This is a genomic window from Bradyrhizobium sp. ORS 375, assembly GCF_000239775.1.
GTDB lineage: Bacteria > Pseudomonadota > Alphaproteobacteria > Rhizobiales > Xanthobacteraceae > Bradyrhizobium.
Genome location: NZ_CAFI01000420.1, coordinates 65,804 through 92,234, shown reverse-complemented (window position 1 = coordinate 92,234; position 26,431 = coordinate 65,804). Strand labels below are relative to the sequence as shown.

Here is a 26,431-nt window from a genome sequence, read left to right as displayed (position 1 = left end):
CCGGCTCGCCTTTATCGCCGGCCTCGTCGCCGCGGCCCTGCTGGTGCGGGTCACGACGGGGGGCATGCCGCCCCTCCTCCTCCAGGTCGGCCCGACGGCGCTCATGGTGGCGGGATTGCTGGTCGGCTTTGGCGCGGTCTGGGGCAATGGCTGCACCTCAGGCCATGGCGTCTGCGGCATCGCCAGCCTGTCGCCGCGATCCATTCTCGCCACCCTGGTGTTCATGGCCACCGCGGTCGCGACCACGTTCCTCGTCCGGCATGTGATGTGAGGCTGACATGATCATCCTGATCCAGTTCATCATCGGCCTCGTGTTCGGGCTCGGCCTGCTTCTCTCCGGCATGTCCAATCCGGAGAAGGTGCTCGGCTTCCTCGACATCGCGGCGATCCGCACCGGCGGCTGGGACCCCAGCCTCATGCTTGTGATGGCGGGCGCCGTCAGTGTCGCCTTCGTTGGTTTCCGGCTCATCTTCCGGCGCCGGCGTCCTGTCCTCGACGACCGTTTCCATCTGCCGCCATCGCAGACGCTGGATTGGCGCATCGCAACAGGGCCGGCCATCTTCGGCATCGGCTGGGGTCTTGCCGGCATCTGCCCAGGCCCGGCCTTTGTCGCGCTCGGCTACGGCTCGCCCGCGATCGTCCTGTTCGTGATCGCGATGATGATCGGGATGGCCGCCGCGCGCATGCTCGCGAACCGCCAGCCGGCGCTCGGCGTTGCACTTTCGGAATGACAAGAAGATACGCTTCGGCGGAGGTTCACATGCCCAGCATCCCGCATCCGGTTGATCTGTCAGTGAAGCCCGACATCACCCCCTTCTTTGATCCGGCGACCAATACGGTGAGCTATGTGGTCAAGGACCCGAACTCGCCCGCCTGCGCCGTGATCGATTCCGTGATGGACATCGATTACGCCTCCGGCCGAGTTGCGCCGGTTTCGGCCGACAAGATCATTCGTCTGATCCAGAGCAACGGCTGGCGCCTGGAGTGGCTCATCGAAACCCATGTCCATGCCGATCACCTGTCGGCCGCGCCCTACATCCAGTCCAAGCTGGGCGGCAAGATCGGGATCGGCGTCAACATCCGGATCGTGCAGGAGACCTTCGGCAAGATCTTCAACGAGGGCACCGAGTTCCAGCGCGATGGCAGCCAGTTCGACCGCCTGTTCCAGGATGGCGACAGCTATGAGATCGGCGGCATGACCGGGTTCGCAATGCATACGCCGGGTCATACGCCGGCCTGCATGACCCATGTGATCGGCGACGCCGCGTTCGTCGGCGACACGCTGTTCATGCCCGATGGCGGCTCGGCCCGCGCCGATTTTCCGGGTGGCGATGCGCGCACGCTGTATCGCTCGATCCGCCGGGTGCTGGAGCTGCCAGATGCGATGCGGCTGTTCATGTGCCATGACTACGGCCCGAATGGCCGCGACATCCGCTGGGAGACCACCGTCGCCGAGCAGCGCGCCCACAACATCCATGTCCGCGACGGCATCACCGAAGATGAGTTCGTGGCCGCCCGCGAGGCCCGCGACCGCACGCTGGAGATGCCGAAGCTGATCATCCCCTCGCTGCAGGTCAACATGAACGCAGGACGACTGCCAACGCCGGACCAGAGCGGGCGACGGTTCCTGAAGGTGCCGCTCAACACGCTCTGAGCGGCGCACTCCCAAGGCAAACGACAAGAGACGCGCCACGTCGTCGCAGCGCGTCCCCTTTCAGATCGTATCGGATGATCGGCTTACGCCGCATTGCTGCCTTCCTGGCGGCTCGCCTCGAACAGGAACCAGGTGCGCCGCTCGGTCTCGTCGATGAAGGTCTCGAGCAGGCCTGCGGTCGCCGGATCGTCATTGTCGTCGCACAATTCGTGCGCCTTCCGCATCGCGGCGGCGATGTGCTTGTTGTCCTCCATCAACTCCCGCAGCATCTCGCGCGGCGGCACATACTCCTCGTTGTTGTCCTTGATGGTCTGCAGCTTGCTGACCTGGCTGATCGATTTCAGCGTGGTGCCGCCGAGCTTGCGGACCCGCTCGGCCAGCTGGTCCGTGGTGGCGAAGATCGCATCCGACTGCTCGTCCAGCATCTCGTGATAGTCATGAAAATGCCGGCCACTGACGTGCCAATGGAAGTTCTTGGTCTTGAGATACAGCGCGAAGGCGTCGGCCAGCAGAGTGTTCAGAGCCGTCGAAATCTTGTTCACGGCATCCGGCGACAGATCGGTCGGGGTATCGAGCTCGGGGGCAGTCTTGTCGGTCTTTGCCTTACTCACGGGTCAGCCTTCCTGTTAGAAGCAGCGATGGACACGGGTGATCGGACCCGTTAACGCTCGCTGACCCCTGCAGTTCCGATCAAGGAACTGTGTTTGCCGGAACCCGCCATGGACGACTGGATCGACTATTACGATTCCACGCACACGATCTATGCGAGCAAGCTGCATCGCGACCTGCACTTTCAGGGGATCGCGCGCGACATCGTGGGCTACATCCCCTCACCCGATGCCGTCGTGCTCGACTATTCCTGCGGCGAGGCGCTGTCGGCAGGCAAGGTGGCGGACGCCTGCATGACATTGATCCTGGCCGAACCTGCGCCTGGTGTGCGCGGCCGGCTGATCGCGCGCTTTGCGCCCAATACCAAGATCCGCGTCCGCTCCCTCGACGAGCTGCGCAACATGCAGGAAGCTTCGGTCGACCTCGTCGTCATGAACTCGGTTGCGCAATATATGAGCGCTAGCGAGTTCGATGCGGCGCTGGCGGTCATCCGCCGGCTGCTCAAGCCTTCAGGAAAGTTCGTTCTCGGCGACATCCTGCAGCCGGAGGTCGGCATGGGGAGAGACGTCCTGGCGCTGCTGCGGTTCGCCGCGCGCGACGGCTTTCTCAAGGATGCCCTGGTGGGCCTGGTCGCCACCGCCTTGTCCGATTACCGGCAGCTGCGCACCAAGGTCGGCCTGCAGCGCTACAGCGAGGCCGACATTCTCGCGCGGCTGAAGAAGGCCGGTTTCAGCGCGGTCCGGGCGCCCAAGAACATCGGCCACAATCCCTGGCGGATGACCTTCGTGGCGCGGCCGGTGAGCGGAACCTGACCTGCCTTGTGCTGCAGCCGCGTCATCTCCTGCAACCGGATTAGGGTTAATGGAAACATGGACTGGCTCACGGGCCCGTGAGAGGTAAGATCGCTCCCGGCCCGGTGGCGGAAGCTACGACGCGAAGAGCGGTGCAACGCTCTTGAACCTGGTTCAAGTCCAGGCCGGGCCTCCAGCCTGCGCTGCTGCGCAGCTTCTGCTCGGCGGGCTAAGGTTCTCCAGCGGCCATCCGCCCCACCCGGGCCAAATTGGCCGTTGATTTCGGCCCAAAACCCTTTTCGCTCAGAGGAAACTGGTCTAAAGACCGCTCGCGCGCGAGCACTGGTCGCGCCTTGGCCTTCCCTTGGCCTTCGGGGACGCGCGGCACGCGCGCCCTTTTTTTGTGCCTAAATCTCTGCCGTTTCTTGCCCGTGAGCTTGAATGCCGAAACGAACCGACATCTCCACCATCCTGATCATTGGCGCCGGTCCGATCGTGATCGGCCAGGCCTGCGAATTCGATTATTCGGGTACGCAGGCGGTGAAGGCGCTGAAGGAGGAGGGCTATCGCGTCGTCCTCGTCAATTCCAACCCGGCCACGATCATGACCGATCCGGAATTGGCCGATGCGACCTATATCGAGCCGATCACGCCCGAGATCGTCGCCAAGATCATCGAGAAGGAGCGCAACGTCATCCCCGGCGGCTTCGCGCTGCTGCCGACGATGGGCGGCCAGACCGCGCTGAACTGCGCGCTGTCGCTGCGCCGGCAGGGCACGCTGGAGAAGTTCGACGTCGAGATGATCGGCGCCACGGCTGACGCGATCGACAAGGCCGAGGACCGCCAGCTGTTCCGCAACGCGATGGAGAAGATCGGGCTGCAGACGCCGAAGTCGCGTCTCGCCAACGCCTCCGCGCTGAAGAAGCAGTATCGCGACAAATATCTTGCCGAGCGCGAGAAGCTCACCGGCGCCGCGCGCGACGAGCTCGACCGGCAATGGACTCTGGGCGAAAACGACCGCCGCAAGCGCTACCAGGAGCACGCCCTCGGCGAGGCGCTCATGGCGCTGTCCGAGATCGGCCTGCCTGCGATCATTCGTCCGTCCTTCACGATGGGCGGCACCGGCGGCGGCATCGCCTACAACAAGGAAGAATTCCTCGACATCATCGAGCGCGGTCTCGACGCCTCCCCTACCAACGAAGTGCTGATCGAAGAGTCGGTGCTCGGGTGGAAAGAGTACGAGATGGAGGTCGTCCGCGACAAAAAGGACAACTGCATCATCGTCTGCTCGATCGAGAACCTCGATCCGATGGGCGTGCACACCGGCGATTCCATCACCGTCGCGCCGGCGCTGACGCTCACCGACAAGGAATACCAGATCATGCGCGACGCCTCGCTGGCGGTGCTGCGCGAGATCGGCGTCGAGACCGGCGGCTCCAATGTGCAGTTCGGCGTCAATCCGGCCGACGGCCGCATGGTCGTGATCGAGATGAATCCGCGCGTGTCGCGCTCCTCGGCGCTGGCCTCAAAAGCCACGGGCTTCCCGATCGCCAAGGTCGCGGCCAAGCTCGCGGTCGGCTACACGCTCGACGAGATCGCCAACGACATCACGGGCGGCGCGACCCCGGCCTCGTTCGAGCCGACGATCGACTACGTCGTCACCAAAATTCCCCGTTTTGCCTTCGAGAAATTCCCGGGGGCCTCGACCACGCTGACGACCTCGATGAAGTCGGTCGGCGAAGTGATGGCGATCGGCCGCACCTTCCAGGAGAGCCTGCAGAAGGCGCTGCGCGGCCTCGAGACCGGACTGACCGGCCTCGACGAGATCGACATCGAGGGGCTCGGCCGTGGCGACGACAAGAACGCGATCCGCGCCGCCCTGGGCACGCCGACGCCGAACCGCATCCTCCAGGTGGCGCAGGCGATGCGCCTCGGCTGGTCGGACGAGGACATCTTCAACTCCTGCAAGATCGATCCCTGGTTCCTGGCGCAGATGCGCGGCATCGTCGAGATGGAGGACAAGGTCCGCCGTCACGGCCTGCCGCCGAACGCCACGGGCATGCGCACGTTGAAGGCGATGGGCTTCTCCGACGCGCGTCTCGCGGTGCTCGCCAACACCACCGAGGCCGAGGTCGCCAGCAAGCGGCATGCGCTTGGTATCCGTCCGGCGTTCAAGCGCATCGACACCTGCGCGGCCGAGTTCGCCTCGCCCACCGCCTACATGTATTCGAGCTACGAGACACCGTTTGCCGGCCAACTCGGCGACGAGAGCGCGCCGTCGGACAAGAAGAAGGTGATCATCCTCGGCGGCGGTCCGAACCGGATCGGCCAGGGCATCGAGTTCGACTATTGCTGCTGCCACGCGTGTTTCGCGCTGGCCGATGCCGGCTACGAGACCATCATGGTCAACTGCAATCCGGAGACCGTGTCGACCGACTACGACACCGCCGACCGGCTGTATTTCGAGCCGCTCACGGCCGAGGACGTGCTCGAGATCATCGCGACCGAGCGCAAGAACGGCACGCTGCATGGCGTGATCGTGCAGTTCGGCGGCCAGACGCCGCTGAAGCTGGCCCGTGCGCTGGAAGCAGCCGACGTGCCGATCCTCGGCACCTCGCCGGAGGCGATCGACCTCGCCGAGGACCGCGACCGTTTCAAGCGCGTCCTCGACAAGCTGCACCTGAAGCAGCCGAAGAACGGCATCGCCTACTCGGTCGAGCAGGCGCGGCTCGTTGCGGCCGATCTCGGCCTGCCGCTGGTGGTGCGTCCGTCCTACGTGCTCGGCGGCCGCGCGATGCAGATCATCCGCGAGGACAACCAGCTCAGCGACTACCTTCTCGGCACCCTGCCCGAGCTGGTGCCCGCGGACGTCAAGGCGCGCTATCCCAACGACAAGACCGGCCAGATCAACACGGTGCTCGGCAAGAACCCGCTGCTGTTCGACCGCTATCTGTCCGATGCCACCGAGGTCGATGTCGACTGCCTGTGCGACGGCAAGGACACCTTCGTGGTCGGAATCATGGAGCACATCGAGGAGGCCGGCATCCATTCCGGCGATTCCGCCTGCTCGCTGCCGCCGCATTCCCTGGACGAGGCCATGATCGCCGAGTTGGAGCGGCAGACCCGCGAGCTCGCGCTCGGGCTCGACGTCGTCGGCCTGATGAACGTGCAATATGCGATCAAGGACGGCACGATCTATGTGCTCGAGGTGAACCCGCGCGCCTCGCGCACGGTGCCCTTCGTTGCCAAGGTGGTCGGCACGCCGGTCGCCAAGATCGCGGCACGAATCATGGCGGGCGAGAAGCTCGCCGATTTCGGCCTCAAGAAGCGCGCGCTGAAACATGTCGGCGTCAAGGAATCGGTCTTCCCGTTCGCCCGCTTCCCCGGCGTCGACACAGTGCTTGGCCCGGAGATGCGCTCCACCGGCGAGGTGATGGGCATCGACCGCTCCTTCGCGGTGGCGTTCGCCAAGAGCCAGCTCGGCGGCGGCACGCGGGTGCCGCGCAAGGGCACCGTGTTCGTCTCGGTGCGCGAAAGCGACAAGGCCCGAATCACCGAGGTGGTGCGGATGCTGCACGAGCACGGCTTCAAGGTCGTTGCGACGTCCGGCACCCAGCGCTTCCTTGTCGATCAGGGCGTCCCGACCGAGAAGATCAACAAGGTGCTGGAGGGACGGCCGCACATCGTGGACGCCATCACCAATGGCGACATCCAGCTGGTCTTCAACACCACCGAAGGGCCGCAGGCGCTGGCCGACAGCCGATCGCTGCGGCGCGCTGCCCTCTTGCATAAAGTGCCGTATTACACCACTCTTTCGGGTGCCGTGGCGGCTGCGCAAGGCATCCGCGCCTATCTCGGGGGAGACCTTGAGGTCCGCACCTTGCAGAGTTACTTTTCCGAAAACTAATCGCGTGGCGCGGGCGAGAGCCCGCTAAGCGGTTGGCAATAATCGGAAATAAAGCCTCTCGGCAGGAACTCGCCGCTCCGTTTGATGTTGGTCCGGCCTTTGACGGGTCGCTATCATCGGGCCGAGCGGCTATGCTTTTGGGTCCTAAAGGCCCATTCTGGAGATGCTGATCGTGCGCGGCCCAGCCCGCACGACTGAAGGACGAGAAGAGATGGTTGAAAAGGTTCCCATGACTGCGGGCGGCTACGCCGCGCTGGAGACCGAGCTGAAGCAGCGACAGTCGGTGGACCGCCCGCGCATCATCGAGCATATCGCCGAAGCGCGCTCGCATGGCGACCTGTCGGAGAATGCGGAATATCACGCCGCCAAGGAAGAGCAGTCGCACAATGAAGGCCGCATCGCCGAGCTCGAAGACAAGCTCGCGCGCGCCGACATCATCGACGTCACCAAGCTGTCCGGCGACACGATCAAGTTCGGCGCGACCGTGACTCTGATCGACGAGGACACCGAGAAGAAGGCGGTTTGGCAGATCGTCGGCGAGGTCGAGGCGGACGCCAAGAAAGGCAAGATCTCGATTACCTCGCCGCTGGCGCGCGCGCTGATCGGCAAGAAGATGGGGACCACCGTGGAGGTGATGGCTCCGGGCGGCGCGAAGTCCTATGAGATCGCCAAGGTCGAGTGGCGCTGAGCCATATTGAAAACGCCGGTTTCAACAAGGGCTGCGCGAAAGCGCAGCTCTTTCTCGTTTTACGGGTCCGCGACCGGCCTGAAGACATTCGCCAGCACCTGGTCAATTCATCGGGACCGGAAGATACGCGGCGGTGACGGGGTTTAGTGAATGGGCTAGTGCAGGGATCGGCGAGCCGCGCCGCTCGAACCGGCCCGGCGCTCGCGCCGCATCATGATGACTTTGATTTGGGGGATGATCAGACATGGAGCAGATGCTCTCGAAATGGCAACCGGCTGTGCTCAGCCTGTTTCGCTTCATCATAGGCCTTCTGCTGTTTCAGTACGGCGTGGCGAAGATCTTCAAGTTTCCGGTGATCCCGTACTTCGCCAACGTCCCGCCGCTGATCTACACGGCCGGCATGATCGAGCTCGTGCTCGGCGCGCTGCTGATGGTCGGCCTGCTCACGCGGCCGGTCGCATTCATCCTCTCGGGCCAGATGGCCTTCGCCTATTTCCTCGGCCACATGTTCAAGACCGGCGAGCCGGTCTGGCTGCCGCTGCTGAACAACGGCACCGCGGCGATCGCGTTCTGCTTCTCCTGCCTGTATTTGGCGACGGCCGGCGGCGGCCCGTTCAGCCTCGACGCGCTGCTGCGCAAGAAGAGCTGAGCCCGTCTATTTGGGGCGTCATTCCGGAGCGATGCGCCAGCATCGAACCCGGAATCCAGAGCTGAGCGTGCAATCTCGAGATTCCGGGTTCAGCCCCTGCGGGGCTGCCCCGGAATGACCGCCGAGACTTAGCTGCGTCCCTTGACCTCAAGCGGCACCGCCGCCTCGTATTTCGAGTTGTGCAGCACCAGCGACGTTCGCACATTGCGCACATGCGGCGCCGCCGTCAGATGTGTCACGAATTCCTGGAACGTCGCCATGTCCGGCGCCACGCATTTCAGGATGAAGTCGACCTCGCCGGACAGCATCCAGCACTCCCGCACCAGCGGCTCGGACCGGACGAACTCCTCGAATGCCTTCAGGTCCGCGTCGGCCTGGCTCGACAGGTGGACCGAGGCGAACACGGTGACGTCGAAGCCGAGCTTGCGCGGGTCGAGCAAGCCCCGATAGCCGGTGATGTAGCCTTCCTCTTCCAGGGTCCGGACCCGCCGCAGGCACGGCGGCGGCGAGATGCCAACCCGCTTGGCCAGTTCCACATTGGTGATCCTGCCGTCGGCCTGAATTTCGCTCAGGATTTTGAGATCGATCTCGTCAAGATTCTTGGTCACGGGGATTTAGGGGCTGGCGGGAACAGGCGGGAGGCAGGCCCCCGGGCGGACGGCAATCTCTTAGCGCAAGCCGGTGAATTTGCGCAATTTTATTACTCTAGATTTCCCCTGTTGACCGGGTCGTGAAGGGAAAATTCGCCGAGATGCGTTGCAATTCTTGCATAGCTTGCCAGATGCCTTAGACTTGGATTTGACATTTTCGATGGGGCTTCGGGGCGTTTCTTCCACGCATTCCGCTCGCTGCGTCGTCAATCTCCCCCTTTCCAGCGAGTCACGGTCACCATGCAAGCCCCGATCCATGCCAAAGTCGTCATCATCGGTTCCGGCCCCGCCGGCTACACGGCGGCGATCTACGCGGCACGGGCCATGCTTGAGCCTGTGCTGATCCAGGGCATTCAACCGGGCGGCCAGCTCACGATCACCACCGATGTGGAGAACTACCCCGGCTTCGCCGACGTCATCCAGGGTCCCTGGCTGATGGAGCAGATGGAGAAGCAGGCGACTCACGTCGGCGCCCAGATCAGGACCGATCTGGTAACCAAGCTGGAGCTCGGCCAGCGTCCGTTCCGCCTGACCTGCGACTCCGGCGACGTCTATCTTGCCGAGACGGTGATCCTGGCGACTGGCGCCCAGGCGCGCTGGCTCGGACTGCCGTCGGAAGAAACGTTCAAGGGCTTCGGCGTTTCGGCCTGCGCCACCTGCGACGGCTTCTTCTATCGCGGCAAGGAGGTCATCGTGGTCGGTGGCGGCAACACGGCCGTCGAGGAAGCGCTGTTCCTGACCAATTTCGCCTCGACCGTCACGGTCGTGCACCGGCGCGATCATTTCCGCGCCGAGCGCATCCTGCAGGAGCGGCTGTTCAAGCATCCCAAGATCAAGGTCGTCTGGGACAGCGCGCTCGACGAGATCTGCGGCGCCAGCTCACCGTCGAAGGTGACACATGTCCGGCTCAAGAACGTCAAGACCGGCGCGCTCACCGAGCTGCCGGCCGACGGCGTGTTCGTCGCGATCGGCCATGCGCCGGCCACCGAGCTGGTGGCAGGTCAGCTGAAGCTGAAACCCTCCGGCTATGTCGAGGTGGTGCCGGGCTCGACGGCGACGTCTGTCCCCGGCGTTTTTGCGGCCGGCGACGTCGCCGACGAAACCTATCGGCAGGCGATCACCGCCGCCGGCATGGGCTGCATGGCCGCCCTCGAGGCCGAACGCTTCCTCGCCCACGCGGCGAGCGAACGCGCCGCTGCGGAATGAACTGACGATGCCACGTTCACGGGATGGATTTACGGATATGGATTGGGACAAGCTGAAGGTGTTTCACGCAGCGGCGGAAGCAGGCAGCTTCACGCATGCCGGGGAGCAGCTCGGGCTGTCGCAATCGGCAGTGTCGCGCCAGGTCAGCGCGCTGGAGCAGGAGCTCGCGGTCTCGCTGTTTCATCGTCACGCGCGCGGCCTCATCCTGACCGAGCAGGGCGACCTGCTGTTCCGGACGGCGCACGACGTCTTCATGCAGCTGCAGGCCGCACGCGCCAAGCTGACCGACAGCCGCGAGCGGCCGAGCGGCGATCTCAAGATCACGACCACACCGGGTGTCGGCATCAACTGGCTGATCCCGCGGCTCGGCGAATTCACCGCGATGTATCCGGAGATCCGGATCTCGCTGATCGTGACCGACGAGGAGCTGGACCTGTCGATGCGTGAGGCGGACGTCGCGATCCGCACCCGCAAGCCGACGCAGCCCGATCTCATCCAGCGCAAGCTGTTCGCGATCAGCTTCCACGCCTATTGTTCTCCCGAATATGTGAAGCGCTTCGGCACGCCGCGGACGCTCGACGAGCTCGATGATCATCGCATCATCATGCTGGCCGACGGTCAGGTCGCTCCGCATCTGCAGAACCGCAGCTGGCTGGTCGACGCCGGACGGAACGGCTCCGGTCCGCGCGAGGCCTATTTCCGCGTCAACAACATCCTCGGCCTCGTCCGCGCCTGCCAGCAGGGGCTCGGCATCGCCGCACTGCCCGACTATCTCGTCGAGGAGAACAGCCGACTGGTGCAGTTGTTCGGCGAGTCCGACTCGATCCAGCTCGACACCTACTTCGTCTATCCGGAGGAGTTGAAGACGGTCGCGCGCGTGCAAGTGTTCCGTGACTTTGTCGTGAGCAAAGCACAGCGCTGGCCGGCCTGATATTGTGCATGTCTGACATGCGGTGCACCTGGTTGCTGCAGGGCCGCATCGGGGACCATACTGCAGGCGTGCTGAGCGTTGGCGCTGCGCATTGTCCCCCTCCTCCAGTGGCGCAAGCGCTCAGGAATCCCTCTTGGAAGGTGATTGTGTCGGCCTCATTGGCCAATACCTTCAGCCGGGCTCATCGGGCCCGGCTATTTTTTTGGTCAAGTTGTTCTGTCGCCGCGCACCTGTGTCGTTGACACAGCAGCGTTCACCGCGCATGTAGACCACATGTCCACGTCGTCGCACGCCAAGCTGTCGTCGAAAAAAGGTCCCCGCCCGGGGACATGTGGACGCGCGCGCTAGACACTCTTCCGAGTTCACGCCGCATCACCAGCCCCGCCGCAAGGACGGGGCTTTTTTGATGTGTCCCGTCTCCGGCTCACCACCCAAGGAGATGGACCATGACGACCGTTCGAACGCGACTGCAAGGACTCTGGCTGCCACTGATCACGCCGTTTCGCGACGGCGCGCTGGACGAGCCGTCCTTGCGCAACCTCATTCGACATTATGCCGCCAAGGCGATCGACGGCCTCGTTCTCGGCGCCACCTCCGGTGAAGGACTGGCGCTCTCGTGGGAGGAGCGCGCGCGGCTCGTCGGCGTGGTCCGCGATGAGCTCGCGTCCCTCGGAAGGCCGCTGCCGATCTGCCTCGGCATCGGCGGCGTCGCGACATCCGATCTGATCGAGGCGCTCGATCGAACGGCGTCATGGCCGATCGATTTCTATCTGATCTCGAGCCCGCCTTACGTGCGCCCCTCCCAGCGCGGATTGCTGGCGCACTTCACCGCCTTGGCGGAGCGCGCGGCGCATCCGATCGTGCTCTACAACATTCCCTATCGCTCCGCCGTCGGCCTCGACAACGACACGCTGCTGCAGCTCGCCGCGCATCCGGCGATCGCTGGACTGAAGGATTGCTGCGCCAACCGCACCCAGACGCGGGAGCTGATCGCGCGTCGTCCCACCGGCTTTGAGATCCTGACCGGCGAGGACGCCCAGAGCTTCGACGCGCTGCAGGCCGGCGCCGACGGCGCCATCCTGCTCTCGGCGCATCTGGAGACCGAGACGTTCGCCGCGATGCTGCAGCATGTGAAGGCCGGCCGTCACGACGCCGCGACAGCGTGCTGGGCGCAGGTCGAGCCTCTCACGCGATTGCTGTTCGCCGAGCCGAGCCCGGCTCCGGCGAAGTACTGGCTGGCGCGGACCGGCGTGATCGCAAGCGCGGAGGTGCGGCTGCCGATGGTCGAGGTTGGCGCCGAGCTCGCCGCACGGCTGGATCAGGAGATCGAGCGCCGCGGAGCCACACAGCGGAGCCGTGTCGCCTGAATGCCGCCGAATGTTACGGCCGGCTCTGCCGCAAACCTCGCCCTGGAGGGCGATGGCAGAGCCGCAGCCGGCTTCGACGCCACCCGAAACTCCGTGGTTAATCCGGACTAACAGGCGCGATCAAAAGCCGGATAGTCCGAAACCTGATGTTTAAAGATGTTCCGCTATGGATGTTGAAAACGTTTGAGAACGCGGGGGCGTCGTGGCTTTTCAGGATCATCCATTCCCTGAGCGTCAGGGATTCAGCATCGAGGACATTCTCTGGGCGGTCGGAATCTGGTCGGTGATTCTCACCCTGACACCGGCGATCGCGTTCTATCTGCTGATGGTCGCCTGACCTCCGCCGCGCGTTCTGCGCGGCGCCGGGACGTCATCGGTGCAAACGAGCCGAGTCAGTAGATCTCACGCGAAAAACGCGCGGGCGACCGCGCGTCGATGCCTCAGAGGGCTTGGCGGATCAGGCCGCCTGCTTGTGCATGGCGCCGTTGGCCGACACCGTTCCGCGGATCGCCTTCACCGAGCGCTCGATCGCTGCCCACAGGCGGGCGATCTCGGCCGCCGCGCGGCCTTCGGCGTAGTATTCGCGGACGCCTTCACCCTGCCCCAGCGCCATCAGGAGATCGGCGCGGTTGGTGATCTGGCCACCCCACACCGGCGCCTTGAACTTGGCCAGCGCCTCGCGGGCAATGGTCACGATCGGGCTTTCGGCATCATCGCGACGGGCCGGCGCTCCGTTGAGGACGACGGCGTAGGGCTTGCGCGCGGCGCGGCAGGTCTGGATCGTCTCCTGCACCGCGTTGACGTCGAACACGCCCGGACGCGCCGGGATGATCACCATCGTTGCGTTCTTGATCGCATCCTCGACCACGGCCGAAATGGTCGGCGGCGTGTCGATCAGCACCCACTCGACGCCGTCGCGGCGGGCGGCGGAGACGATCGCGCTCACGGAGTTCACCGCGGTCTTGATCGGCGGCTCGTTGGTGCCGCGCAGCTTGTGCCAGAGCGTCAGCGACCCCTGCGGATCGGCATCGATCAGCAGGCAAGACTTGCTCGCCTTGATCTGCGCAGCGAGATGGGCGGCCAGGGTGCTCTTGCCTGAACCGCCCTTACGCGATGCGAAAACAATAACGTTCATACCTTGGCCTCCAGATTGACCCCGGCGGCGAAAATGAATCAGCAGACTGATTCGCGGAAGATAAATTTAGCGATTGATCAGGCGTAACTCCTGATTGCTGAAACGCATTGGTTTTTGAGTCACACCGAGTGCACAAAAAGGCGCTCCAGCGGTGCACGTCCTCAACAACATCCGATCCCTCTGGACCCCGTTTGCATGTTGAGGCTGTGCAAGGCGTGACCGAACGGCGCCCGCGGGTCGTTGTGATGTCGGCGGCCGCGAAAGGCGGGTCTTCGCTTACGTCGCGTCCGGCCGCGCCGCCTTCCTGGTCTTTACGGCGCGCGCATTGGCCGGCTTCCCAGCGGAAGCGGGCTTGATGCTCACTGGCCTGCCGGCGCGTTCCGAACGCGAGGATCCACGCGGCTGCGGCCCGAACTGGGCACGACAGGGCGGCGACAATTCCGCCTTTCGGCGGTCCATGCAGGCGGTGATGCGATCCACATTGGGGATTTCAGAACTACAAAGCCGGAACGCGTCGCTCGTGCAGGCCTGCTCCTGCTCTGCGGTGTAGGCGTGCCCCACGGCTGGCATGAGAAGCGCTGCTGCTGCGATCAGTACAGCGGCGCCCCATGGATTGAGATCCATCCCCCTCATCGTTGCCCTCCCCGTCGTTGCCACAAATTGTGATTGAACGAGGCCGGATTCGCAAGCAGGCCCTGTTGCGGGTCGCAATGATCCGCGCAGGACGCGCATGCGATGGCAGAAAAAGCGATGTATCCGTTGAACTACGGAAATCATCATCCGCGGCGCGAGCGAGACGCCGCACACCGGGGCTTTGGCTCAGTCGCTGATATCAGCGCGAACGGATCCTGAACGACCGCAAGCTGACGCCGGATCTCGGGGGCCTTGGAAACAGGAACAGGCTTTCAAGCCACCCGCTCCTCCCGAGGCCCACCGTCTCTGCTCGGAACTGTTGGGATCAGCTCACTTTGCTCATGACACTGACCAGATCGCCGTCGGTCGGTGCGTCCGAAGGCACCAGCGTGGCAGCCGTTGCACGCTGCGTACGCACGGGCTGAGGCACGGCGGCAACGCTCGCGCGGCCGACGACGATATGGGCCATGATCACTGCGGGCACGCCAAGCCCGAACACGATGTGAACGGTGCTGATCCAGGGTCGAAGCGCTTCGGATCCGACGTAATAGAGGCCGAACGCGGTCGCGATCAGCAGGCCATACATCGTGAGACTCGCAATTCCGGTCGCCCGATTCTTTCGGGCGCGCCAGGCGCGCTGGACGTGCATGGGACCAAGCGCACCGAGCAGCATCAGCGTCACCATCGCGGCACCACCATGCATGCTCAGCAGGTATGCGGCGGCTTGTTGCCAGGTCTCGCTATCCAGCTCCGAACGGGTCTTCATCTGATCCGCGTAGATCCACAGCGCTCCGCTGGCGAACAGGACCCCGAAAACTCCGTAGAGGGCAAACCGAAACGCGCCTTTAAGCCGCATGTTGCAGATCTCCTTGCCAATCCGATGTCGTGAGGATGTTGCCGTCGGCGGCAACGAGCATCGCGCTCGCCTGGAACCGGGCGAGTTGGGCTGCGGCACGCTCGCCGCCCACCATGACGATCTTGGTCAGCGCATCGGCCACCATGCAGGTCGAAGCGCGGACGGTCGCCCCGAGCACACGCTCGGCCGGCCGGCGGGTCGACGGATCGAGGACCGAAGTCTCGGTCGTCTCCGCCGATCGGAACGGATCGAAACGACGGGCTGACGACGCCAGCGCTCCATTGCTCACCTCGACCTGGCACAGCAGCCGGCCCGGCGAACGCGGGTCGCGGATGTGAACGATGCGAGCACCGCCTCCGAAGGTCGCGAGGTCGCCGCCCGCATTGACCATGGCGGAACGTACGCCGCATCTCCGCAGCGCATCGATTGCACAATCCACCGCGAAGCCCTTGGCGATGCCGCCGAGATCGATTCTGAGACCGGCATGGCGGAAACGAACTTGATGGCCGGCAAGCAGTTCGATCGCAGCAGCGGTCCGCGACGACGAGTCAGCCGCAGGCTGCGGAATGCCGGCGACGCCGACGTCGAAATCGCCGTCCGAAGACTGGGCCATCTCCAACGCCGCCTGGAGCACGGTGTAGGTCCAGGGGTGCACCGTCACCGCGCAGCTCGATGCCGCGCTGTTCAGCCGAGACACGTCGCTGTCCGGATCATGGAAGCTCATCAGCCGGTGCACCTCCGCCACGGCGGAGAACGCTGCTTCCACGGCGCTCTCCAGGTCCGCGCCCTGCGCATCGGCGACATCGATCTCGACGAACGTCCCGAGCAGAGCCCGAGCGCGTCGAAAGCTAGCGGAAGTGGCTGGCATGATAGGTCAGCACCTTCTTCACGCCTTCGGTCAGATGCGTCGACGACAGCGTGGCTCCCGAGATGTTTCGAATATCGGAGTTGATGCGCAACTCGTTCTGACTGCCCTTGCCGACGAACTGACCGAGCCAGTTCGGATCATGCACCTCGCCGCCATAGGACTCGCGGTAGTTCAGAATCTCGACGCGACGCACCCGCCCGTCAGGGCCGATCGCGACCGTGTAGTCGATCAGCAGGTGCTTGCCGACGACGTGATCGTAGTAGAAATAGCCGCCATTGCTCGCCTTCCAGACGCGACCCGGCTGGACCTCGGCGAAGCTTGCGCCTGGAAACGCGGCCTTCTGCGCTTCCTCGACACTCATGTACTGCATGGCGTAGGCCGGCGCAGCGACCGACATGACGGCCGCAGCGGGAGCAGTCCATTTAAGCCAATCGTTCATCGCGTCCACCTCAAATCCCTGTTCATGACACGCCCTCCCCTTGAATCGATCTCACGTGTTCTGCAGCCGCCGAACACTGTTAGCTGTCCAGGAAGCCGCCGAAGCATCCGGCGCGCCGAACGTTCCACGCCGAGTTGCAACGCCAGCCCGCGGGACGCTCACTTCCGTGGACCGCATCAGACGCCGATCTGACCGAGCCCCTCCGACATCTTCAACGTGCTTGCTGCAAACCGTTCTGATTGTCAGAGCCAACGTAGTAAGTTGTCCGATTGCGGCGAATTGCCGCGTCGATGTTGGCGATTTGCCGGAGTGGCTGGGGAATAACAATGTTGCCGGAGATTGCCGCTTCGCGAGGCGTTCGAGTCATGAGCCACAACACGCAAACCTGCTATTTCAAAGGGTATGCAGAGGCACCTGCGACAGTTTAGATCGATTCCAAATGCACCGGCTGTCGTTCGAACGTGGCATCGGCTCCGCGCCGCTGCCGCGAAGCGGCCGTTGTTGGCGCGGCGGTGAATTCGCACCGCCACAGCATCGCCTTGGCATTCAGCCCCGCCGATGCCCCGCATGCGGCACCGGCGTCGCGAAGAGACATGGCGGTCGCGACTACCACGGCATCTGGTTCATCGCCTCCCAAGGGTGCAATCCGTGCGGCGAAGGCACGACCTTGATCTTGGCCATCATGCCCCCGTCCTCATGCTCGAGGATGTGGCAGTGATAGACGAACTCGCCGACCTGCGAGAACGGGATGTCCACGACCACGGGCTTCGAGGTGCACTGACCGTTGCGCCACTGCTCGATGCTGCAGACTCCGCTTTGAGCGTCCATGACCTCCGGCACGTTCGGCGTTGCGACGCCAAGCGGGACGTTGTCCTGCAGCATGCCGCCGCCAATGCTCCTGTTCAGCGACACCGAGAGCGGCGTGTTCTCGCCGGCCTTGCTGTTGATCGTCCTGAACCGGGTCTGATGGATGTGGAAGTTGTGGTTCTCCGTCGACAGTTGCACCAGCTCCCAGGTCTCATGAACCGGGCGCTGTCCCGGCGCGAGCGGCAGGCAGACGATGTTCAGGGACGGATCGAACTGGCTCACCGGAAGCTGCGTGCCAGGCACGGGGTTGCCGTTCTCGTCGACCTCCTCATAGCCCAGACCGAACGTGCCGTCGTCGGTCAGATCAGCCAGGCCGAAGAAGATCCGGCGGCGGTGTCCGGCCGGCAGCGGCTTGCACCCGTCGCGCAGCGGCGTGGCATTCGCATAGGGGACCTTGGCGTCGAGAATGCCTGACGGCTGCATCGTCGCCAGCGCATCGCCCCGGATGTCCATGCCATAGGCGATGTGGTGTCGTGATCCATGCTGGTGGAAATGCACCTTGGCAAGATCCACCGCCGGCCACTGATCGCCACTGCCCATCGTCAGCCCGGTCATCTTGAAGGTCGCTGACGCGGAATGTCCGGGGCTGGCGATCGCGCCGGTGGCGGGATCGCGATAGGTCACGAACACCTCCGTGCGCGAGCTCGGCATCATGACCATCTGCGTCACGCAGACCGGCTTCGAATGGAAACGCGAGGTCGGCAGCGGCGGACAGGGCACGACGCGGAAGCGCGCGCCGCCGAGACGAACCATGGTGTCCATCGTCGTATCCTGCGGCAGGTTCACGCTGACGCCGTCGACCGAGATGAGCTGCATGATCATCGGCTTCTGCGACTCGTCGTCGGTCAGCTGAAGATTGTACGACAGGCTGCCCGACGCATTGGTGAGCCGCCAGACCTCGCCGTCGGAATCGGTCACCTTGATCTTCGGGAACGTCCTGCCGTTCACCGTAAAGAACCATTTGCCGCCGGCGAAGTTGGAGCCGCCATCGGCCGACGTATCGACACCCGGGCAAGACCCCTCGCGCAGCTCGGAGCTATCAGCTGGAAACTGGGCGCAGAAGCCAGGATCCTGCTGATTGATCACTTCGCCCGGCTGAACCTCGACCGGGCCGCTGTCGAATTGCACCGTTCCGCCGCCGGCGACCTGAATATCCTTCAGGATCAGATGACGGACGCTCGCATCGGGAAACGGCGTATCCCTGGCGTCGCCATGCGCGTAGTCCGAGACTTCGCCGACGGAGATGATGCCCGCCAAGCCCTGCGACACCTGGTTCAGGGAAATACCGTGGATGTGCGGGTGAAACCAGAACTGCCCGGATGGATGGTTGCGCGGGATCTCGATCCGGAAATCCGCGTAGTCCATCTTGTTTGAGCCGTGCTGGTGAGTCGTCTGCGGCACCGGCATGCCATTGGCGGAGTTGTAGATCTGCACGAAGACATAGTCGCCGAAGGTCTGGTCTCTCAGGGTCGGCGCGCGCGGTTCGACGATCAGGCCGTGCGTGTGCAGGTTGGTCGGATTGCGGAACAGGTTGGCCTGGCCGGGATCGGCATTGTGGTTCACCTTGGCCGGGTCGAGCTGCGGCAGCTGGTTGACCAGCCGGATCTTGAGCGTGTCGCCCTTCTGCAGGGCCAGGCGCACACCGCCGTAGTCGGCCACGGCGGCGCCGGCCGGGCAGCTGGTGCCGGACGCGGGCCGCGGGCAGATCTCATAGACCCAACCGGTCGGATTCATGGGTGAGCCGCCGGGCGGGGCAAAAGTGATGGTTGAGATCGGCTTGGCGCGCGCGATCATCAGCAGATCGAGCACGCCGTGCCTGCTCCTGAACACCGTCGGCTCGGCGAGATCGTGGGCACCTGCCGTGGACGCCGCCAACGTCAGGCCGGCCCACAGCGCGGCAGCGGACGTCAGTGTTCTTATTGTTGGCTTGTGCGGACGCCCGATTAGCATGCCAGATCCCCATTTGGCTCGAGACAAAGATCGACGCGATAAGGTGCAGCCCAGACCGGCGCGGCATTCGAGCGTATCGCTCCAAGCCGTCAGCCAGTGGCTTTGCGTGCACATTCGCGCTTTTTTCGCTAGGGACGACGGGTGTCTCCTTTGTGACCGTTTCTTTCGTTTTGTGAGAATCAGGATTGAGCGCCTTAAGAATCGATCTAACAACCTGTGTTGCAGCTGCGGTGTGCGCAGGCCGGACAAGGTCGACACAAAAACGACAATCACCCTGCGTAGTTCGCCCTTGACCTGATTAGTCGCGCGATCGACGCGAGTTACTGAGCTCTCGATCGACGATCAGTCCGCGACCGCTCCCAAGGAGACCGAAAGATGCTGGCTGCTGTTGTTCTCGCCTGGGCCTGCAACGTGACCGGCATCGCCTGTGGCGCGCCGACAACAGAGATCATTCAGAAGGCTTACGAGCAGGAGGCGCCGTCGTCCGGCGTCCGCCACGACAAGGGACTGAAGATCGTCGAGGCGACCTGCGACAAGGGCGACGAGAGCGGACGTTTCCTGTGCCAGGTCTCGTTCGTCTCCGACGACGATCCTGATAAGCGTCTTTACTTCGACATCGTCTCCGCGGCCCTCACCGACAAGGGATGGGTTCTGACCAGCGGATTGTGCAAGCGGTGATGACGGCGCAGCCTACACATGCCGCGTCCTCCTCATTATTGACGGCGTCCCGATCGCTGGCGCTGGTGCATCCGCAGCAGCCGTGACTCCGGGGACAGGAACGGTGTTCCCGCCTGGGCCAACGGCGGAGCGGTTTGTGTCACCGGCACCTCGGCGACCGTCGTGGCGACCGGATTTAGCGCGGGCCCCGCCGGCGACGCAAACTGCAGCACAGCGCGGTCGTCGCCCCTCTGCAGCGTGACCGACCTCGCCTCCACGCGACGCAAGGTCCAGCCCTGATAGTCCGCGCCGACTCTGATGCGCAGCGGCGTCCTGGTGCTCGGATCGAGGAAGATGGCCAGGCCACGATCGCCGTTCACGACCGTTCCGACCAAGCTGAGCGCCGGCCGCTCCGGCGGGCTCGGCTCCGGCACCGCTGGTGCTTCCGCGACGGCCGGCGGCGGGGCTTCGGTGGGCGGAGGACGCCGCGACGGCGAGAAGATCGGCCGTTCGCGCGTCGCTGACAGCTGATCGAGCGGAATGGCCCACAACGGATTGCCGCTCCGTGGCTGCGCGCGCGGCGTACTTGGTGCTCCGCGCGCCGGCGCGGGCTGCTCTGCCGCCAGCGAACTGGGCATGTCGAGGCTCGCCGCCGCGACAAAGCCCAACACCGAAGCCGCCGCAACTGCGCAGCAGCTGGCGGCATATCGTTTGATGAGACGGCTCATTGCTGGCCCTGCCATTGTCCGGACACCGTGAGGGTGACGCGAAGCTTTCCAGCGGAGGCGGCCAAGGGCGCGCTGCCCTCGACCACCAGCTCGTCGATGAACAGGCATGGCATTCCGGACTCCAGATCATAGAGGATCGGCTGCAGGGCCGGCTGGGCAGCCTCGAAATTCGCAGTGACCCGGATCTGACCGTCCTTGGCGCCGGGGCCCTGCACGTCGACCTGCGAGGACGAGGTGCTGCCGCCGTGACGGGTCACCACGTCACCCAGCCGCTGCAGCAGGGCAGCGCCGGCAACGGTCACGGTCGGACCTTCGAGGAACGCCGATCCCGCCGCGTTGGCGTCGCTGCCATCCTGACGGCCGCTCGCCATGCTGTGCGCATCCAGCAGGCGCAGCGAATCCTTCAGCGCGTCGACCTCGGCGCGCTGATCGAGCAGGCTCCTGACGGGCAGCGCCGTCGCAGTGATCAGCACCAGCAGCAAGCCGGCATAGATCAAGGCGGCGGTCCAGCGCGGCGACGGAGTTCCCAAGCGGTCTGCGGTGCTCATGTGCCAGGTCCAAAATGCGGCTTGATGCCGGCTTCGATCCGGAAACGTTCGCCCGGATCATCCACCGAGCGCGTCGTCGGCGCGGAGAAGGTCGCACGCGTGAAATGCGCGGATTGCTCGATCAGCCTGACCAGCGCGGGTGCATCCTGGCTCACCCCCGCGACTTGCAGCTTGTCCTTCTCGATCCGCAGCTCCGTGACATAGGTGTTGTCGGGAAGCACCCGAGACAGCGCATCCAGCACCAGGACGTCGGCGGCCGTCTCCTGCTTTCGGCGCAGGAGACTGCGCAGAGCGGCGTTGTCGGTCCCCTCCAAGTCGAGCCGTAGCGCTGCGCGCCGCTCTGAGATCCTGCGCGCCAGCAGACTCTGCTGCGCATCGAGCTGCCCTCCGAGGATGCTGCCGGTCACGAGCGACAGCGTCGCCGAGACCGCGGCGATGACCAATGCGGCGGTCAGCATGCGACTGACGCGGCCGACATCGAGCGACCCGCGAAGATGCTGCTCAGTCAGTCGCGTTGCGCCTTGCGCAACGCGTTGGCCCGAAGCCGCGCCGGGAGCGGCGAACAGCACCACCGATCCGACATGCCAGGATTCAGCCAGCCTGATGAGGGGATCGAGCCGCGTCCTCGGCGCGGCGATCACGGTCGTCTGGATACGGTCCGCCGCAATCTCGACCGGCGCCGTGCTTCCGAACACCGCCTCCTGCGCCGTCCACGGCGTCAACCGATCGAGCTGCGAGCGCACCATGGCCTCGAGAAACTCGGCCGCCCGGCGTGGAAGATCCAGCGGCCGCGACAGGAAGCGCTCCGGCATCAGCATGACCTCGACCCGGCTGCCGCGCAGCAGGGTCCGCCAGCTCTCGGGAAGCGCAGGCGCGGCCGCTTCGGCCTCGGGCAGGCGTACCTGACAATCCGGCGGAGCCGATCGCCCGGCGCGGGCGATCGTCCGCAGCACGAAGAGGTTCCGTTCGGTCTCGATCAGCTGGATCGGCGGCTTGAGGTTGAACCGGCCGACGCGATCGACGATGACCGCAGCGACGGCGCCGATCCAGGTCGCCAGCTCACCGCGCATCCGCTCTCCAAACGTCATCACAGCGCCCTTCCCGATTGCCTGGGCATCGCGGGGCTGCCGGCATCGTCCCGCCACGCCAGAATCCGATACGGCTCGTCATCGTCACCGAGCAGGATGACCACCTCGGCGGCGGCCCGGCGACCGGCGTCGAAGCCGACCGTGATCCACACCCGGACGGCGTCGCCGACGTCCAATGTCGCGTCGGCACGGGCCGGGCCCAGCGCCGCTGCAACCGATCTCGCCTCGCGGCGAAGGCCGGCGCGCTGATCAAGGAAGCTCTTCAGTCCATCCTGCGTCATCCCAGGCAGCGCGGCCACGACCTCGGGCGCGGCCTCGAGCGCGTCAATCTCGCGCCGGCCGCTGAACACGGTCACATACGGCATCGCCTTGTCGACCAGGTCCGGCGGCAGGCCGAGCACCAGACGAAGCTCCTCGGCATGGGCGAACGGCGCATTGCGCGGCATGTAGTCCACCCCGGCGGTTCGATAGAGATCGCGCTCGGCATCCGCAGTGGTCTCGGACAAGGGCGTTCGCCAGCCGATGATCCGGTCGGCATATTCGCCGGCCTTGTCCGCGCGCGTGCCGAGCACGCCGAACAGATTGGCAAGCATCTGTTTTGAAGCGTGATTGAGATCGACACGAGCAGCTTCCGAGCGGAAGACAACGGAGACCTGCGCATGGTCGAGACGGAAGGAGAAGGCGCCAGCCGCAGCGCGCTGCGTCTTCGGCACAGCAACAAACCGATAGGCGGCAAGCTCCAGGCCTGCCGACGCCAGCGCGGCGGATCGCAGACGGGTGTCGTCCAGCGAGAGTCGCTGGGCCGTGCTGTGGAGATAGACGGAGAGTGCTCCGGCCAGCCCGGCCAAGGAGATCAGGATCCACAGCACTGCAACGAGCACGAAGCCGCCCTCGCGATCAGTGCGGTCAAGACCCCAGGGCTGCGTCACGCCGCGCATGCTCATTGCTCCGATCGCACGGCTGCGCGTCCGACGGTGCCGCCGGCCGACAGCGCCTGCCGGTCGCACGTCCTGTCCGCGGGATTGCAGGCGCTGTCGGCCGGCGCCGAGACATGGATAACCGCGATCCGTGAGATCGGCGGCGCGCTCGCGTCGACCGCGTTGCGCACCGTCACCCGCACGGCTGCCGGCAGCCTCCCGGCATCGTGCCACGACGCCGTCCAGTTGCGGTCGGCTCCAGCAAAGGCAAACGACACATGGTAAGGCGCCTGCAGCAACACGACCGGATCGCCGAATTCGCGGCCCGAGGCGTTGCCCGGCGCGAACGCCGCTCGCTTTCGGCTCACCACAGCGCCATCGCCGTCGCCGGCCTCGGCAATACGAACCAGCTCGAGCCCGCGGCCTGTCTTCGGTGCAAGCGAGATGCGGACGAAGGTGACCGACGCCTCCGAGCCATCGAACACCACGGACCGGCTCTGCGCATCGGACCGGATGAACTCGGACGCCGCGATGTCGGCGCTGATGCGGTCGAGCGCGACGCTCACCGACTCGCTGCGCTGGATGCGATGCAGGCCGCGATTCCAGTTCGGCAGCCACTGCGCGGTGATCACGGCCAGACCGGAGACGAGCAGCCCCATCAGCGCCATGGCGGCCAGCGCTTCGATCAAGGTGAAGCCGGACTGAGAATGGTTGGCGCGCGTCATCATCGCTCGGCCTGCCTGCGAAACAGACGGATCGTCTCCAGCTCCACGGTCGCGCCCGACGGCGAGCGAACCTGGAGCATGATCTTTTCCGGCGCCCAGGCGGACGTGCCGGCAGCGCCATCCATGGCGAACGGCTGCGCCTGCGCGCGCCAAACATGCGACATCGTCTCTCCCGATTGCATCGGCGCCGGCGGCGGCAGACGGGACGGAAACGCCAGCCACAACGCGTTGTAGGCCGATTGCACCAGCGCGACATGCTGCTCCAGCTTCCGGCTGCCACGCGCCGACGATCCCATCAGCGCAGCTATGGCCACCAGCGACACCGCCACGATTGCGAGCGCAACCAGCGTCTCGAGCAGGGTGAATCCCGCGCTCGCGTTACTGTCGTGCGGTGGCGGCGTTCGAGGCAACTTCGATCCTTCCAGTCAGCCAGTTGACGCGAATTTGGTAGCCGGAGCCGAGATGCGTCAGGTTGATGACACCTCCGCAGGACATGCCGGAGCCGAAGAAGCTGATGCTGTCGAAGGCCGGCCGATGGTCGCATTTGCGCGGCAGCACCGTTTCGAACCGCACATCGTCGGGAAGCCGGATCTCCTGTCCGCTGCTGCTGGAGCGAATCGATCGCCCCCGCGTGTCGATGCGCGTCGTGACTTCGAGCCCGCGCCTGATTGCGGCATTTCGATCGTCCTTCAGCAGTGCGGCGACTTCGATCGCATAGGCCTCCAGACGCGGCCGCGAGGTCTGTCTCGGGACGGCGGGCAGCAGCACGGCCGCGAGCCCCGCGACGATCGCGAGCACGCAGACCACTTCGATCAGGGTAAAGCCGGCCTGACGGCCGTCACGTTGCTCCATCGCTATCGGGCACCGATCGTCATCGAAGAGGAGATGTCCGCCGCCAGATCGACGCCCCCCTCCTGCCCGTCCGATCCGTAAGACACGATCTCGTAGGGCACGCGCTGCCCAGGCGCGCGATAGACGTAGGGATGGCTCCAGGGATCGCTCGGGACATTCCCTCCCTTCAGGTAGGGTCCGGCCCAGCCCGGGATGGTCGAGGCCGGCCGGACCAGCGCAGCCAAGCCTTCCGACGAGGTCGGATAGCGACCGGTGTCGAGATAGAACAGATCGAGCGCGCTCGAAAAACTCTGGATCTGAATCCGCGCGGTCTTGACCCGGGACTCATTCAGCGAACTCAGCACACGTGGCCCGATCAGCCCCATGATCATTCCGATGATGGCAATGACGACCAGCATCTCGACGAGCGTGAAGCCGCTCTGACCGTCGTCGCTGCCAGCGCGCACCCGCCGCGCGATGCCGCTGAGTCCTGCCTGGGTCGATTGACGCTTCATCTTCCGCTACCCGACGAGTTGAGTGACCGACAACAGCGCGGTCATCACCGAGACGATGAGACCGCCGACGACGGTACTGATGAGTATGATGGCCGCCGGACCGACGATGCCAACGATGCGATCGAGGCTGCGCTGCAGCTTCGCCTCGTAGAATTCGGCGATTCTCCCGGCAAGGACCGGCAGCTGCCCGGTCTCCTCGCCGATCCGGATCATCCGCGTGGCCATGGCCGGCAGGATATTCGTCGCCGTCAGCGCCTCTGACAGCTTGCCGCCTTGCCGCACGCGATCAGCCACGGCCCCCCATACTGCGCCGTCGCCGGTCGCCGCCATGATGTCGATCAGGATGCGCAAGGCTGCGGTCAAGGTGAGCCCGCTGCCGAGCAGGATCGCCAGATTGCGGCAGAACACGCTGGTGCGATACGACCAGAACACGGTCGCGAGCCCTGGTAGTCGGCAGAGGCGCGCGATCAAGGCGCTGCGAATGCTGGCACGACCGAGCAACAGACCGCCCACGGCGACGGCCGCGCTCGCCGCCAGCGCCAGCGCGGCGCCGTTGCTGCGGAGAAAATCGGAGATGTCGAGGAACGTGTTGATGGTCGCGTCCGTCCTCGCCCCGAAATCGCGCAGCACCGTCGAGAACTGCGGCAGCACGACAATGAAGAAGAACAGCATCACCAGGCAGGCAGCGACCAGGACGAAGAGCGGATATTGCATCGCGTCGCTGAGCTTGCGACGCATGGCTTCCGCGCGTGCCCGCTCGGCGCCGAGCACGTCGAGCACGTGATCGAGGCCGCCCGAGACCTCGCCAACCCGCACCAGCGCCAGATACATTGCGGAGAACTGTGCCGGATGATGCGCCAGCGCGTCGGCAAAGCTTTCGCCGGCGAGAATGCTGGATCGCAGCCGGCTGACGATGGAGCGCAGCCGTCCCATATCGGCGTCTCCCGCCAGCAGCTCAAGCGCATCCTCCAGCCGCGCGCCCGCCTTCAGCAGCAACGCCAGATCGCGCGTGAATGTCGTGACGTCGCTCTGGGACGGACGGCCGATCCAGGCCACCATCTCACGGCCGACCGAGCCTCCGCCCGTCTCCTCGACCGTCTCGATCGGCAGCAGCCGCAGATATTCGATGCGGTCGATCACGTCCTTGGCCGTCGCCGCCGAGATCGTTCCATGCACGACCTCGCCGCTTTCGGTCAGTGCACGATAGCGAAACTTGCTCATCG

At 64.9% G+C, this 26,431-nt stretch carries 29 protein-coding genes and 1 tRNA gene; 13 read left to right on the top strand and 17 right to left on the bottom strand.

From position 1 onward, the window contains the following. From BRAO375_RS27900 to BRAO375_RS27890, 3 genes are all read left to right on the top strand, one after another. Positions 1–271, top strand: a 271-nt coding sequence (locus tag BRAO375_RS27900; RefSeq protein ID WP_035642638.1) for a YeeE/YedE family protein, incomplete at its 5' end; no start/stop codon positions are given. 7 nt (positions 272–278) lie between these two features. After that, positions 279–731: a DUF6691 family protein gene (locus tag BRAO375_RS27895; RefSeq protein WP_009030783.1), complete on the top strand. Its 453-nt coding sequence runs from the start codon at positions 279–281 to the stop codon at positions 729–731. Between the two features lie 29 nt (positions 732–760). Continuing rightward, entirely contained in the window at positions 761–1,654 is an 894-nt protein-coding gene (locus BRAO375_RS27890; RefSeq protein WP_009030782.1) for an MBL fold metallo-hydrolase, read from the top strand. 83 nt (positions 1,655–1,737) lie between these two features. Here BRAO375_RS27890 and BRAO375_RS27885 read toward each other — a convergent pair whose 3' ends face one another. Further along, the gene (locus BRAO375_RS27885) at positions 1,738–2,265 is read right to left on the bottom strand and encodes a Dps family protein (RefSeq protein ID WP_009030781.1); all 528 of its coding nucleotides are present in this window, start codon (positions 2,263–2,265) and stop codon (positions 1,738–1,740) included. A gap of 108 nt (positions 2,266–2,373) precedes the next feature. Between BRAO375_RS27885 and BRAO375_RS27880 the strand changes: the two genes are divergently transcribed. The 5 genes from BRAO375_RS27880 (at position 2,374) to BRAO375_RS27865 (ending at position 8,297) form a co-directional block, all read left to right on the top strand. After that, positions 2,374–3,075 (top strand): class I SAM-dependent methyltransferase, encoded by a 702-nt coding sequence (locus tag BRAO375_RS27880; protein ID WP_009030780.1) that lies wholly within the window; start codon positions 2,374–2,376, stop codon positions 3,073–3,075. A 98-nt stretch (positions 3,076–3,173) separates the two neighbouring features. Continuing rightward, positions 3,174–3,250: transfer RNA gene (locus BRAO375_RS38220), tRNA-OTHER, on the top strand. A 245-nt stretch (positions 3,251–3,495) separates the two neighbouring features. After that, complete coding sequence (gene carB / locus BRAO375_RS27875; protein ID WP_009030779.1) at positions 3,496–6,960, top strand: carbamoyl-phosphate synthase large subunit; 3,465 nt, start codon at positions 3,496–3,498, stop codon at positions 6,958–6,960. A 211-nt stretch (positions 6,961–7,171) separates the two neighbouring features. Then, complete coding sequence (gene greA / locus BRAO375_RS27870; RefSeq protein WP_009030778.1) at positions 7,172–7,648, top strand: transcription elongation factor GreA; 477 nt, start codon at positions 7,172–7,174, stop codon at positions 7,646–7,648. A gap of 244 nt (positions 7,649–7,892) precedes the next feature. Continuing rightward, positions 7,893–8,297, top strand: a complete 405-nt coding sequence (locus BRAO375_RS27865) for a DoxX family protein (RefSeq protein WP_009030777.1) — start codon at positions 7,893–7,895, stop codon at positions 8,295–8,297. Positions 8,298–8,425: 128 nt separating this feature from the next. Here the strand turns inward: BRAO375_RS27865 and BRAO375_RS27860 are convergent, their stop codons facing one another. Then, the gene (locus tag BRAO375_RS27860; RefSeq protein WP_009030776.1) at positions 8,426–8,905 is read right to left on the bottom strand and encodes an Lrp/AsnC family transcriptional regulator; all 480 of its coding nucleotides are present in this window, start codon (positions 8,903–8,905) and stop codon (positions 8,426–8,428) included. 282 nt (positions 8,906–9,187) lie between these two features. Between BRAO375_RS27860 and trxB the strand changes: the two genes are divergently transcribed. The 4 genes from trxB to BRAO375_RS38910 all read left to right on the top strand — a co-directional run bounded on the left by trxB (position 9,188) and on the right by BRAO375_RS38910 (position 12,788). Next, positions 9,188–10,153, top strand: coding sequence for a thioredoxin-disulfide reductase (gene trxB / locus BRAO375_RS27855; RefSeq protein ID WP_009030774.1), 966 nt, complete (start codon positions 9,188–9,190; stop codon positions 10,151–10,153). Between the two features lie 7 nt (positions 10,154–10,160). Further along, positions 10,161–11,084 carry a LysR family transcriptional regulator gene (locus BRAO375_RS27850; protein ID WP_006610484.1) on the top strand — a complete coding sequence of 308 codons (924 nt, stop codon included), beginning with the start codon at positions 10,161–10,163 and terminating at the stop codon, positions 11,082–11,084. Between the two features lie 446 nt (positions 11,085–11,530). Next, positions 11,531–12,451, top strand: a complete 921-nt coding sequence (gene dapA, locus BRAO375_RS27845; protein ID WP_009030772.1) for a 4-hydroxy-tetrahydrodipicolinate synthase — start codon at positions 11,531–11,533, stop codon at positions 12,449–12,451. A 202-nt stretch (positions 12,452–12,653) separates the two neighbouring features. Next, complete coding sequence (locus BRAO375_RS38910; protein WP_008962931.1) at positions 12,654–12,788, top strand: hypothetical protein; 135 nt, start codon at positions 12,654–12,656, stop codon at positions 12,786–12,788. A gap of 120 nt (positions 12,789–12,908) precedes the next feature. Here the strand turns inward: BRAO375_RS38910 and BRAO375_RS27840 are convergent, their stop codons facing one another. The 6 genes from BRAO375_RS27840 to BRAO375_RS27815 all read right to left on the bottom strand — a co-directional run bounded on the left by BRAO375_RS27840 (position 12,909) and on the right by BRAO375_RS27815 (position 18,983). After that, entirely contained in the window at positions 12,909–13,586 is a 678-nt protein-coding gene (locus BRAO375_RS27840) for an AAA family ATPase (RefSeq protein ID WP_006610486.1), read from the bottom strand. A 276-nt stretch (positions 13,587–13,862) separates the two neighbouring features. Then, positions 13,863–14,210, bottom strand: coding sequence for a hypothetical protein (locus BRAO375_RS27835; protein ID WP_244423336.1), 348 nt, complete (start codon positions 14,208–14,210; stop codon positions 13,863–13,865). Between the two features lie 334 nt (positions 14,211–14,544). Next, positions 14,545–15,075, bottom strand: a complete 531-nt coding sequence (locus BRAO375_RS27830; protein WP_009030771.1) for a hypothetical protein — start codon at positions 15,073–15,075, stop codon at positions 14,545–14,547. Further along, entirely contained in the window at positions 15,065–15,943 is an 879-nt protein-coding gene (locus BRAO375_RS27825; protein WP_009030770.1) for an FAD:protein FMN transferase, read from the bottom strand. The genes BRAO375_RS27830 and BRAO375_RS27825 overlap by 11 nt, the downstream gene beginning before the upstream one ends. Then, positions 15,924–16,382: an FMN-binding protein gene (locus BRAO375_RS27820; protein WP_009030769.1), complete on the bottom strand. Its 459-nt coding sequence runs from the start codon at positions 16,380–16,382 to the stop codon at positions 15,924–15,926. The genes BRAO375_RS27825 and BRAO375_RS27820 overlap by 20 nt, the downstream gene beginning before the upstream one ends. Positions 16,383–16,988: 606 nt before the next feature. Beyond that, complete coding sequence (locus tag BRAO375_RS27815) at positions 16,989–18,983, bottom strand: multicopper oxidase domain-containing protein (protein WP_009030768.1); 1,995 nt, start codon at positions 18,981–18,983, stop codon at positions 16,989–16,991. 591 nt (positions 18,984–19,574) lie between these two features. On the opposite strand from BRAO375_RS27815, the gene BRAO375_RS27810 reads away from it, so the two are divergent. Continuing rightward, positions 19,575–19,877: a hypothetical protein gene (locus BRAO375_RS27810; RefSeq protein ID WP_035642632.1), complete on the top strand. Its 303-nt coding sequence runs from the start codon at positions 19,575–19,577 to the stop codon at positions 19,875–19,877. A gap of 35 nt (positions 19,878–19,912) precedes the next feature. On the opposite strand, the gene BRAO375_RS27805 is transcribed toward BRAO375_RS27810, so the two are convergent. From BRAO375_RS27805 to BRAO375_RS27765, 9 genes are read right to left on the bottom strand one after another with little or no spacing between them, the layout of a single operon-like run. After that, positions 19,913–20,584, bottom strand: coding sequence for a hypothetical protein (locus BRAO375_RS27805; RefSeq protein WP_009030766.1), 672 nt, complete (start codon positions 20,582–20,584; stop codon positions 19,913–19,915). Further along, positions 20,581–21,132, bottom strand: coding sequence for a type II secretion system protein GspM (gspM, locus tag BRAO375_RS27800; protein ID WP_009030765.1), 552 nt, complete (start codon positions 21,130–21,132; stop codon positions 20,581–20,583). Before gspM ends, BRAO375_RS27805 begins: the two co-directional genes overlap by 4 nt. After that, complete coding sequence (locus BRAO375_RS27795; protein ID WP_009030764.1) at positions 21,129–22,202, bottom strand: PilN domain-containing protein; 1,074 nt, start codon at positions 22,200–22,202, stop codon at positions 21,129–21,131. The genes gspM and BRAO375_RS27795 overlap by 4 nt, the downstream gene beginning before the upstream one ends. Before the next feature lie 17 nt (positions 22,203–22,219). Further along, the gene (locus tag BRAO375_RS27790; protein WP_009030763.1) at positions 22,220–23,164 is read right to left on the bottom strand and encodes a type II secretion system minor pseudopilin; all 945 of its coding nucleotides are present in this window, start codon (positions 23,162–23,164) and stop codon (positions 22,220–22,222) included. Further along, a complete protein-coding gene (locus tag BRAO375_RS27785) occupies positions 23,161–23,865 on the bottom strand; it encodes a PulJ/GspJ family protein (protein ID WP_009030762.1) in 705 nt (234 codons plus the stop codon). The genes BRAO375_RS27790 and BRAO375_RS27785 overlap by 4 nt, the downstream gene beginning before the upstream one ends. Next, positions 23,862–24,272, bottom strand: coding sequence for a PulJ/GspJ family protein (locus tag BRAO375_RS27780; protein ID WP_083842554.1), 411 nt, complete (start codon positions 24,270–24,272; stop codon positions 23,862–23,864). The genes BRAO375_RS27785 and BRAO375_RS27780 overlap by 4 nt, the downstream gene beginning before the upstream one ends. Beyond that, positions 24,241–24,714, bottom strand: a complete 474-nt coding sequence (locus BRAO375_RS27775; RefSeq protein WP_035642629.1) for a type II secretion system protein — start codon at positions 24,712–24,714, stop codon at positions 24,241–24,243. The genes BRAO375_RS27780 and BRAO375_RS27775 overlap by 32 nt, the downstream gene beginning before the upstream one ends. A 2-nt stretch (positions 24,715–24,716) precedes the next feature. Beyond that, complete coding sequence (gene gspG, locus BRAO375_RS27770) at positions 24,717–25,208, bottom strand: type II secretion system major pseudopilin GspG (RefSeq protein ID WP_009030759.1); 492 nt, start codon at positions 25,206–25,208, stop codon at positions 24,717–24,719. A 6-nt stretch (positions 25,209–25,214) separates the two neighbouring features. Then, complete coding sequence (locus BRAO375_RS27765; protein WP_035642626.1) at positions 25,215–26,429, bottom strand: type II secretion system F family protein; 1,215 nt, start codon at positions 26,427–26,429, stop codon at positions 25,215–25,217. Positions 26,430–26,431 lie beyond the last annotated feature (2 nt).

Bases quoted from the DNA above. Each gene is read 5' to 3' on its own strand.
- BRAO375_RS27895 (WP_009030783.1), top strand. From the start codon at position 279: ATGATCATCCTGATCCAGTTCATCATCGGCCTCGTGTTCGGGCTCGGC.
- BRAO375_RS27890 (WP_009030782.1), top strand. From the start codon at position 761: ATGCCCAGCATCCCGCATCCGGTTGATCTGTCAGTGAAGCCCGACATC.
- BRAO375_RS27880 (WP_009030780.1), top strand. From the start codon at position 2,374: ATGGACGACTGGATCGACTATTACGATTCCACGCACACGATCTATGCG.
- carB (WP_009030779.1), top strand. From the start codon at position 3,496: ATGCCGAAACGAACCGACATCTCCACCATCCTGATCATTGGCGCCGGT.
- greA (WP_009030778.1), top strand. From the start codon at position 7,172: ATGGTTGAAAAGGTTCCCATGACTGCGGGCGGCTACGCCGCGCTGGAG.
- BRAO375_RS27865 (WP_009030777.1), top strand. From the start codon at position 7,893: ATGGAGCAGATGCTCTCGAAATGGCAACCGGCTGTGCTCAGCCTGTTT.
- trxB (WP_009030774.1), top strand. From the start codon at position 9,188: ATGCAAGCCCCGATCCATGCCAAAGTCGTCATCATCGGTTCCGGCCCC.
- BRAO375_RS27850 (WP_006610484.1), top strand. From the start codon at position 10,161: ATGCCACGTTCACGGGATGGATTTACGGATATGGATTGGGACAAGCTG.
- dapA (WP_009030772.1), top strand. From the start codon at position 11,531: ATGACGACCGTTCGAACGCGACTGCAAGGACTCTGGCTGCCACTGATC.
- BRAO375_RS27840 (WP_006610486.1), bottom strand. From the start codon at position 13,586: ATGAACGTTATTGTTTTCGCATCGCGTAAGGGCGGTTCAGGCAAGAGC.
- BRAO375_RS27835 (WP_244423336.1), bottom strand. From the start codon at position 14,210: ATGGATCTCAATCCATGGGGCGCCGCTGTACTGATCGCAGCAGCAGCG.
- BRAO375_RS27830 (WP_009030771.1), bottom strand. From the start codon at position 15,075: ATGCGGCTTAAAGGCGCGTTTCGGTTTGCCCTCTACGGAGTTTTCGGG.
- BRAO375_RS27825 (WP_009030770.1), bottom strand. From the start codon at position 15,943: ATGCCAGCCACTTCCGCTAGCTTTCGACGCGCTCGGGCTCTGCTCGGG.
- BRAO375_RS27820 (WP_009030769.1), bottom strand. From the start codon at position 16,382: ATGAACGATTGGCTTAAATGGACTGCTCCCGCTGCGGCCGTCATGTCG.
- BRAO375_RS27815 (WP_009030768.1), bottom strand. From the start codon at position 18,983: ATGAATCCGACCGGTTGGGTCTATGAGATCTGCCCGCGGCCCGCGTCC.
- BRAO375_RS27810 (WP_035642632.1), top strand. From the start codon at position 19,575: ATGCTGGCTGCTGTTGTTCTCGCCTGGGCCTGCAACGTGACCGGCATC.
- BRAO375_RS27805 (WP_009030766.1), bottom strand. From the start codon at position 20,584: ATGAGCCGTCTCATCAAACGATATGCCGCCAGCTGCTGCGCAGTTGCG.
- gspM (WP_009030765.1), bottom strand. From the start codon at position 21,132: ATGAGCACCGCAGACCGCTTGGGAACTCCGTCGCCGCGCTGGACCGCC.
- BRAO375_RS27795 (WP_009030764.1), bottom strand. From the start codon at position 22,202: ATGCGCGGTGAGCTGGCGACCTGGATCGGCGCCGTCGCTGCGGTCATC.
- BRAO375_RS27790 (WP_009030763.1), bottom strand. From the start codon at position 23,164: ATGAGCATGCGCGGCGTGACGCAGCCCTGGGGTCTTGACCGCACTGAT.
- BRAO375_RS27785 (WP_009030762.1), bottom strand. From the start codon at position 23,865: ATGATGACGCGCGCCAACCATTCTCAGTCCGGCTTCACCTTGATCGAA.
- BRAO375_RS27775 (WP_035642629.1), bottom strand. From the start codon at position 24,714: ATGGAGCAACGTGACGGCCGTCAGGCCGGCTTTACCCTGATCGAAGTG.
- gspG (WP_009030759.1), bottom strand. From the start codon at position 25,208: ATGAAGCGTCAATCGACCCAGGCAGGACTCAGCGGCATCGCGCGGCGG.
- BRAO375_RS27765 (WP_035642626.1), bottom strand. From the start codon at position 26,429: ATGAGCAAGTTTCGCTATCGTGCACTGACCGAAAGCGGCGAGGTCGTG.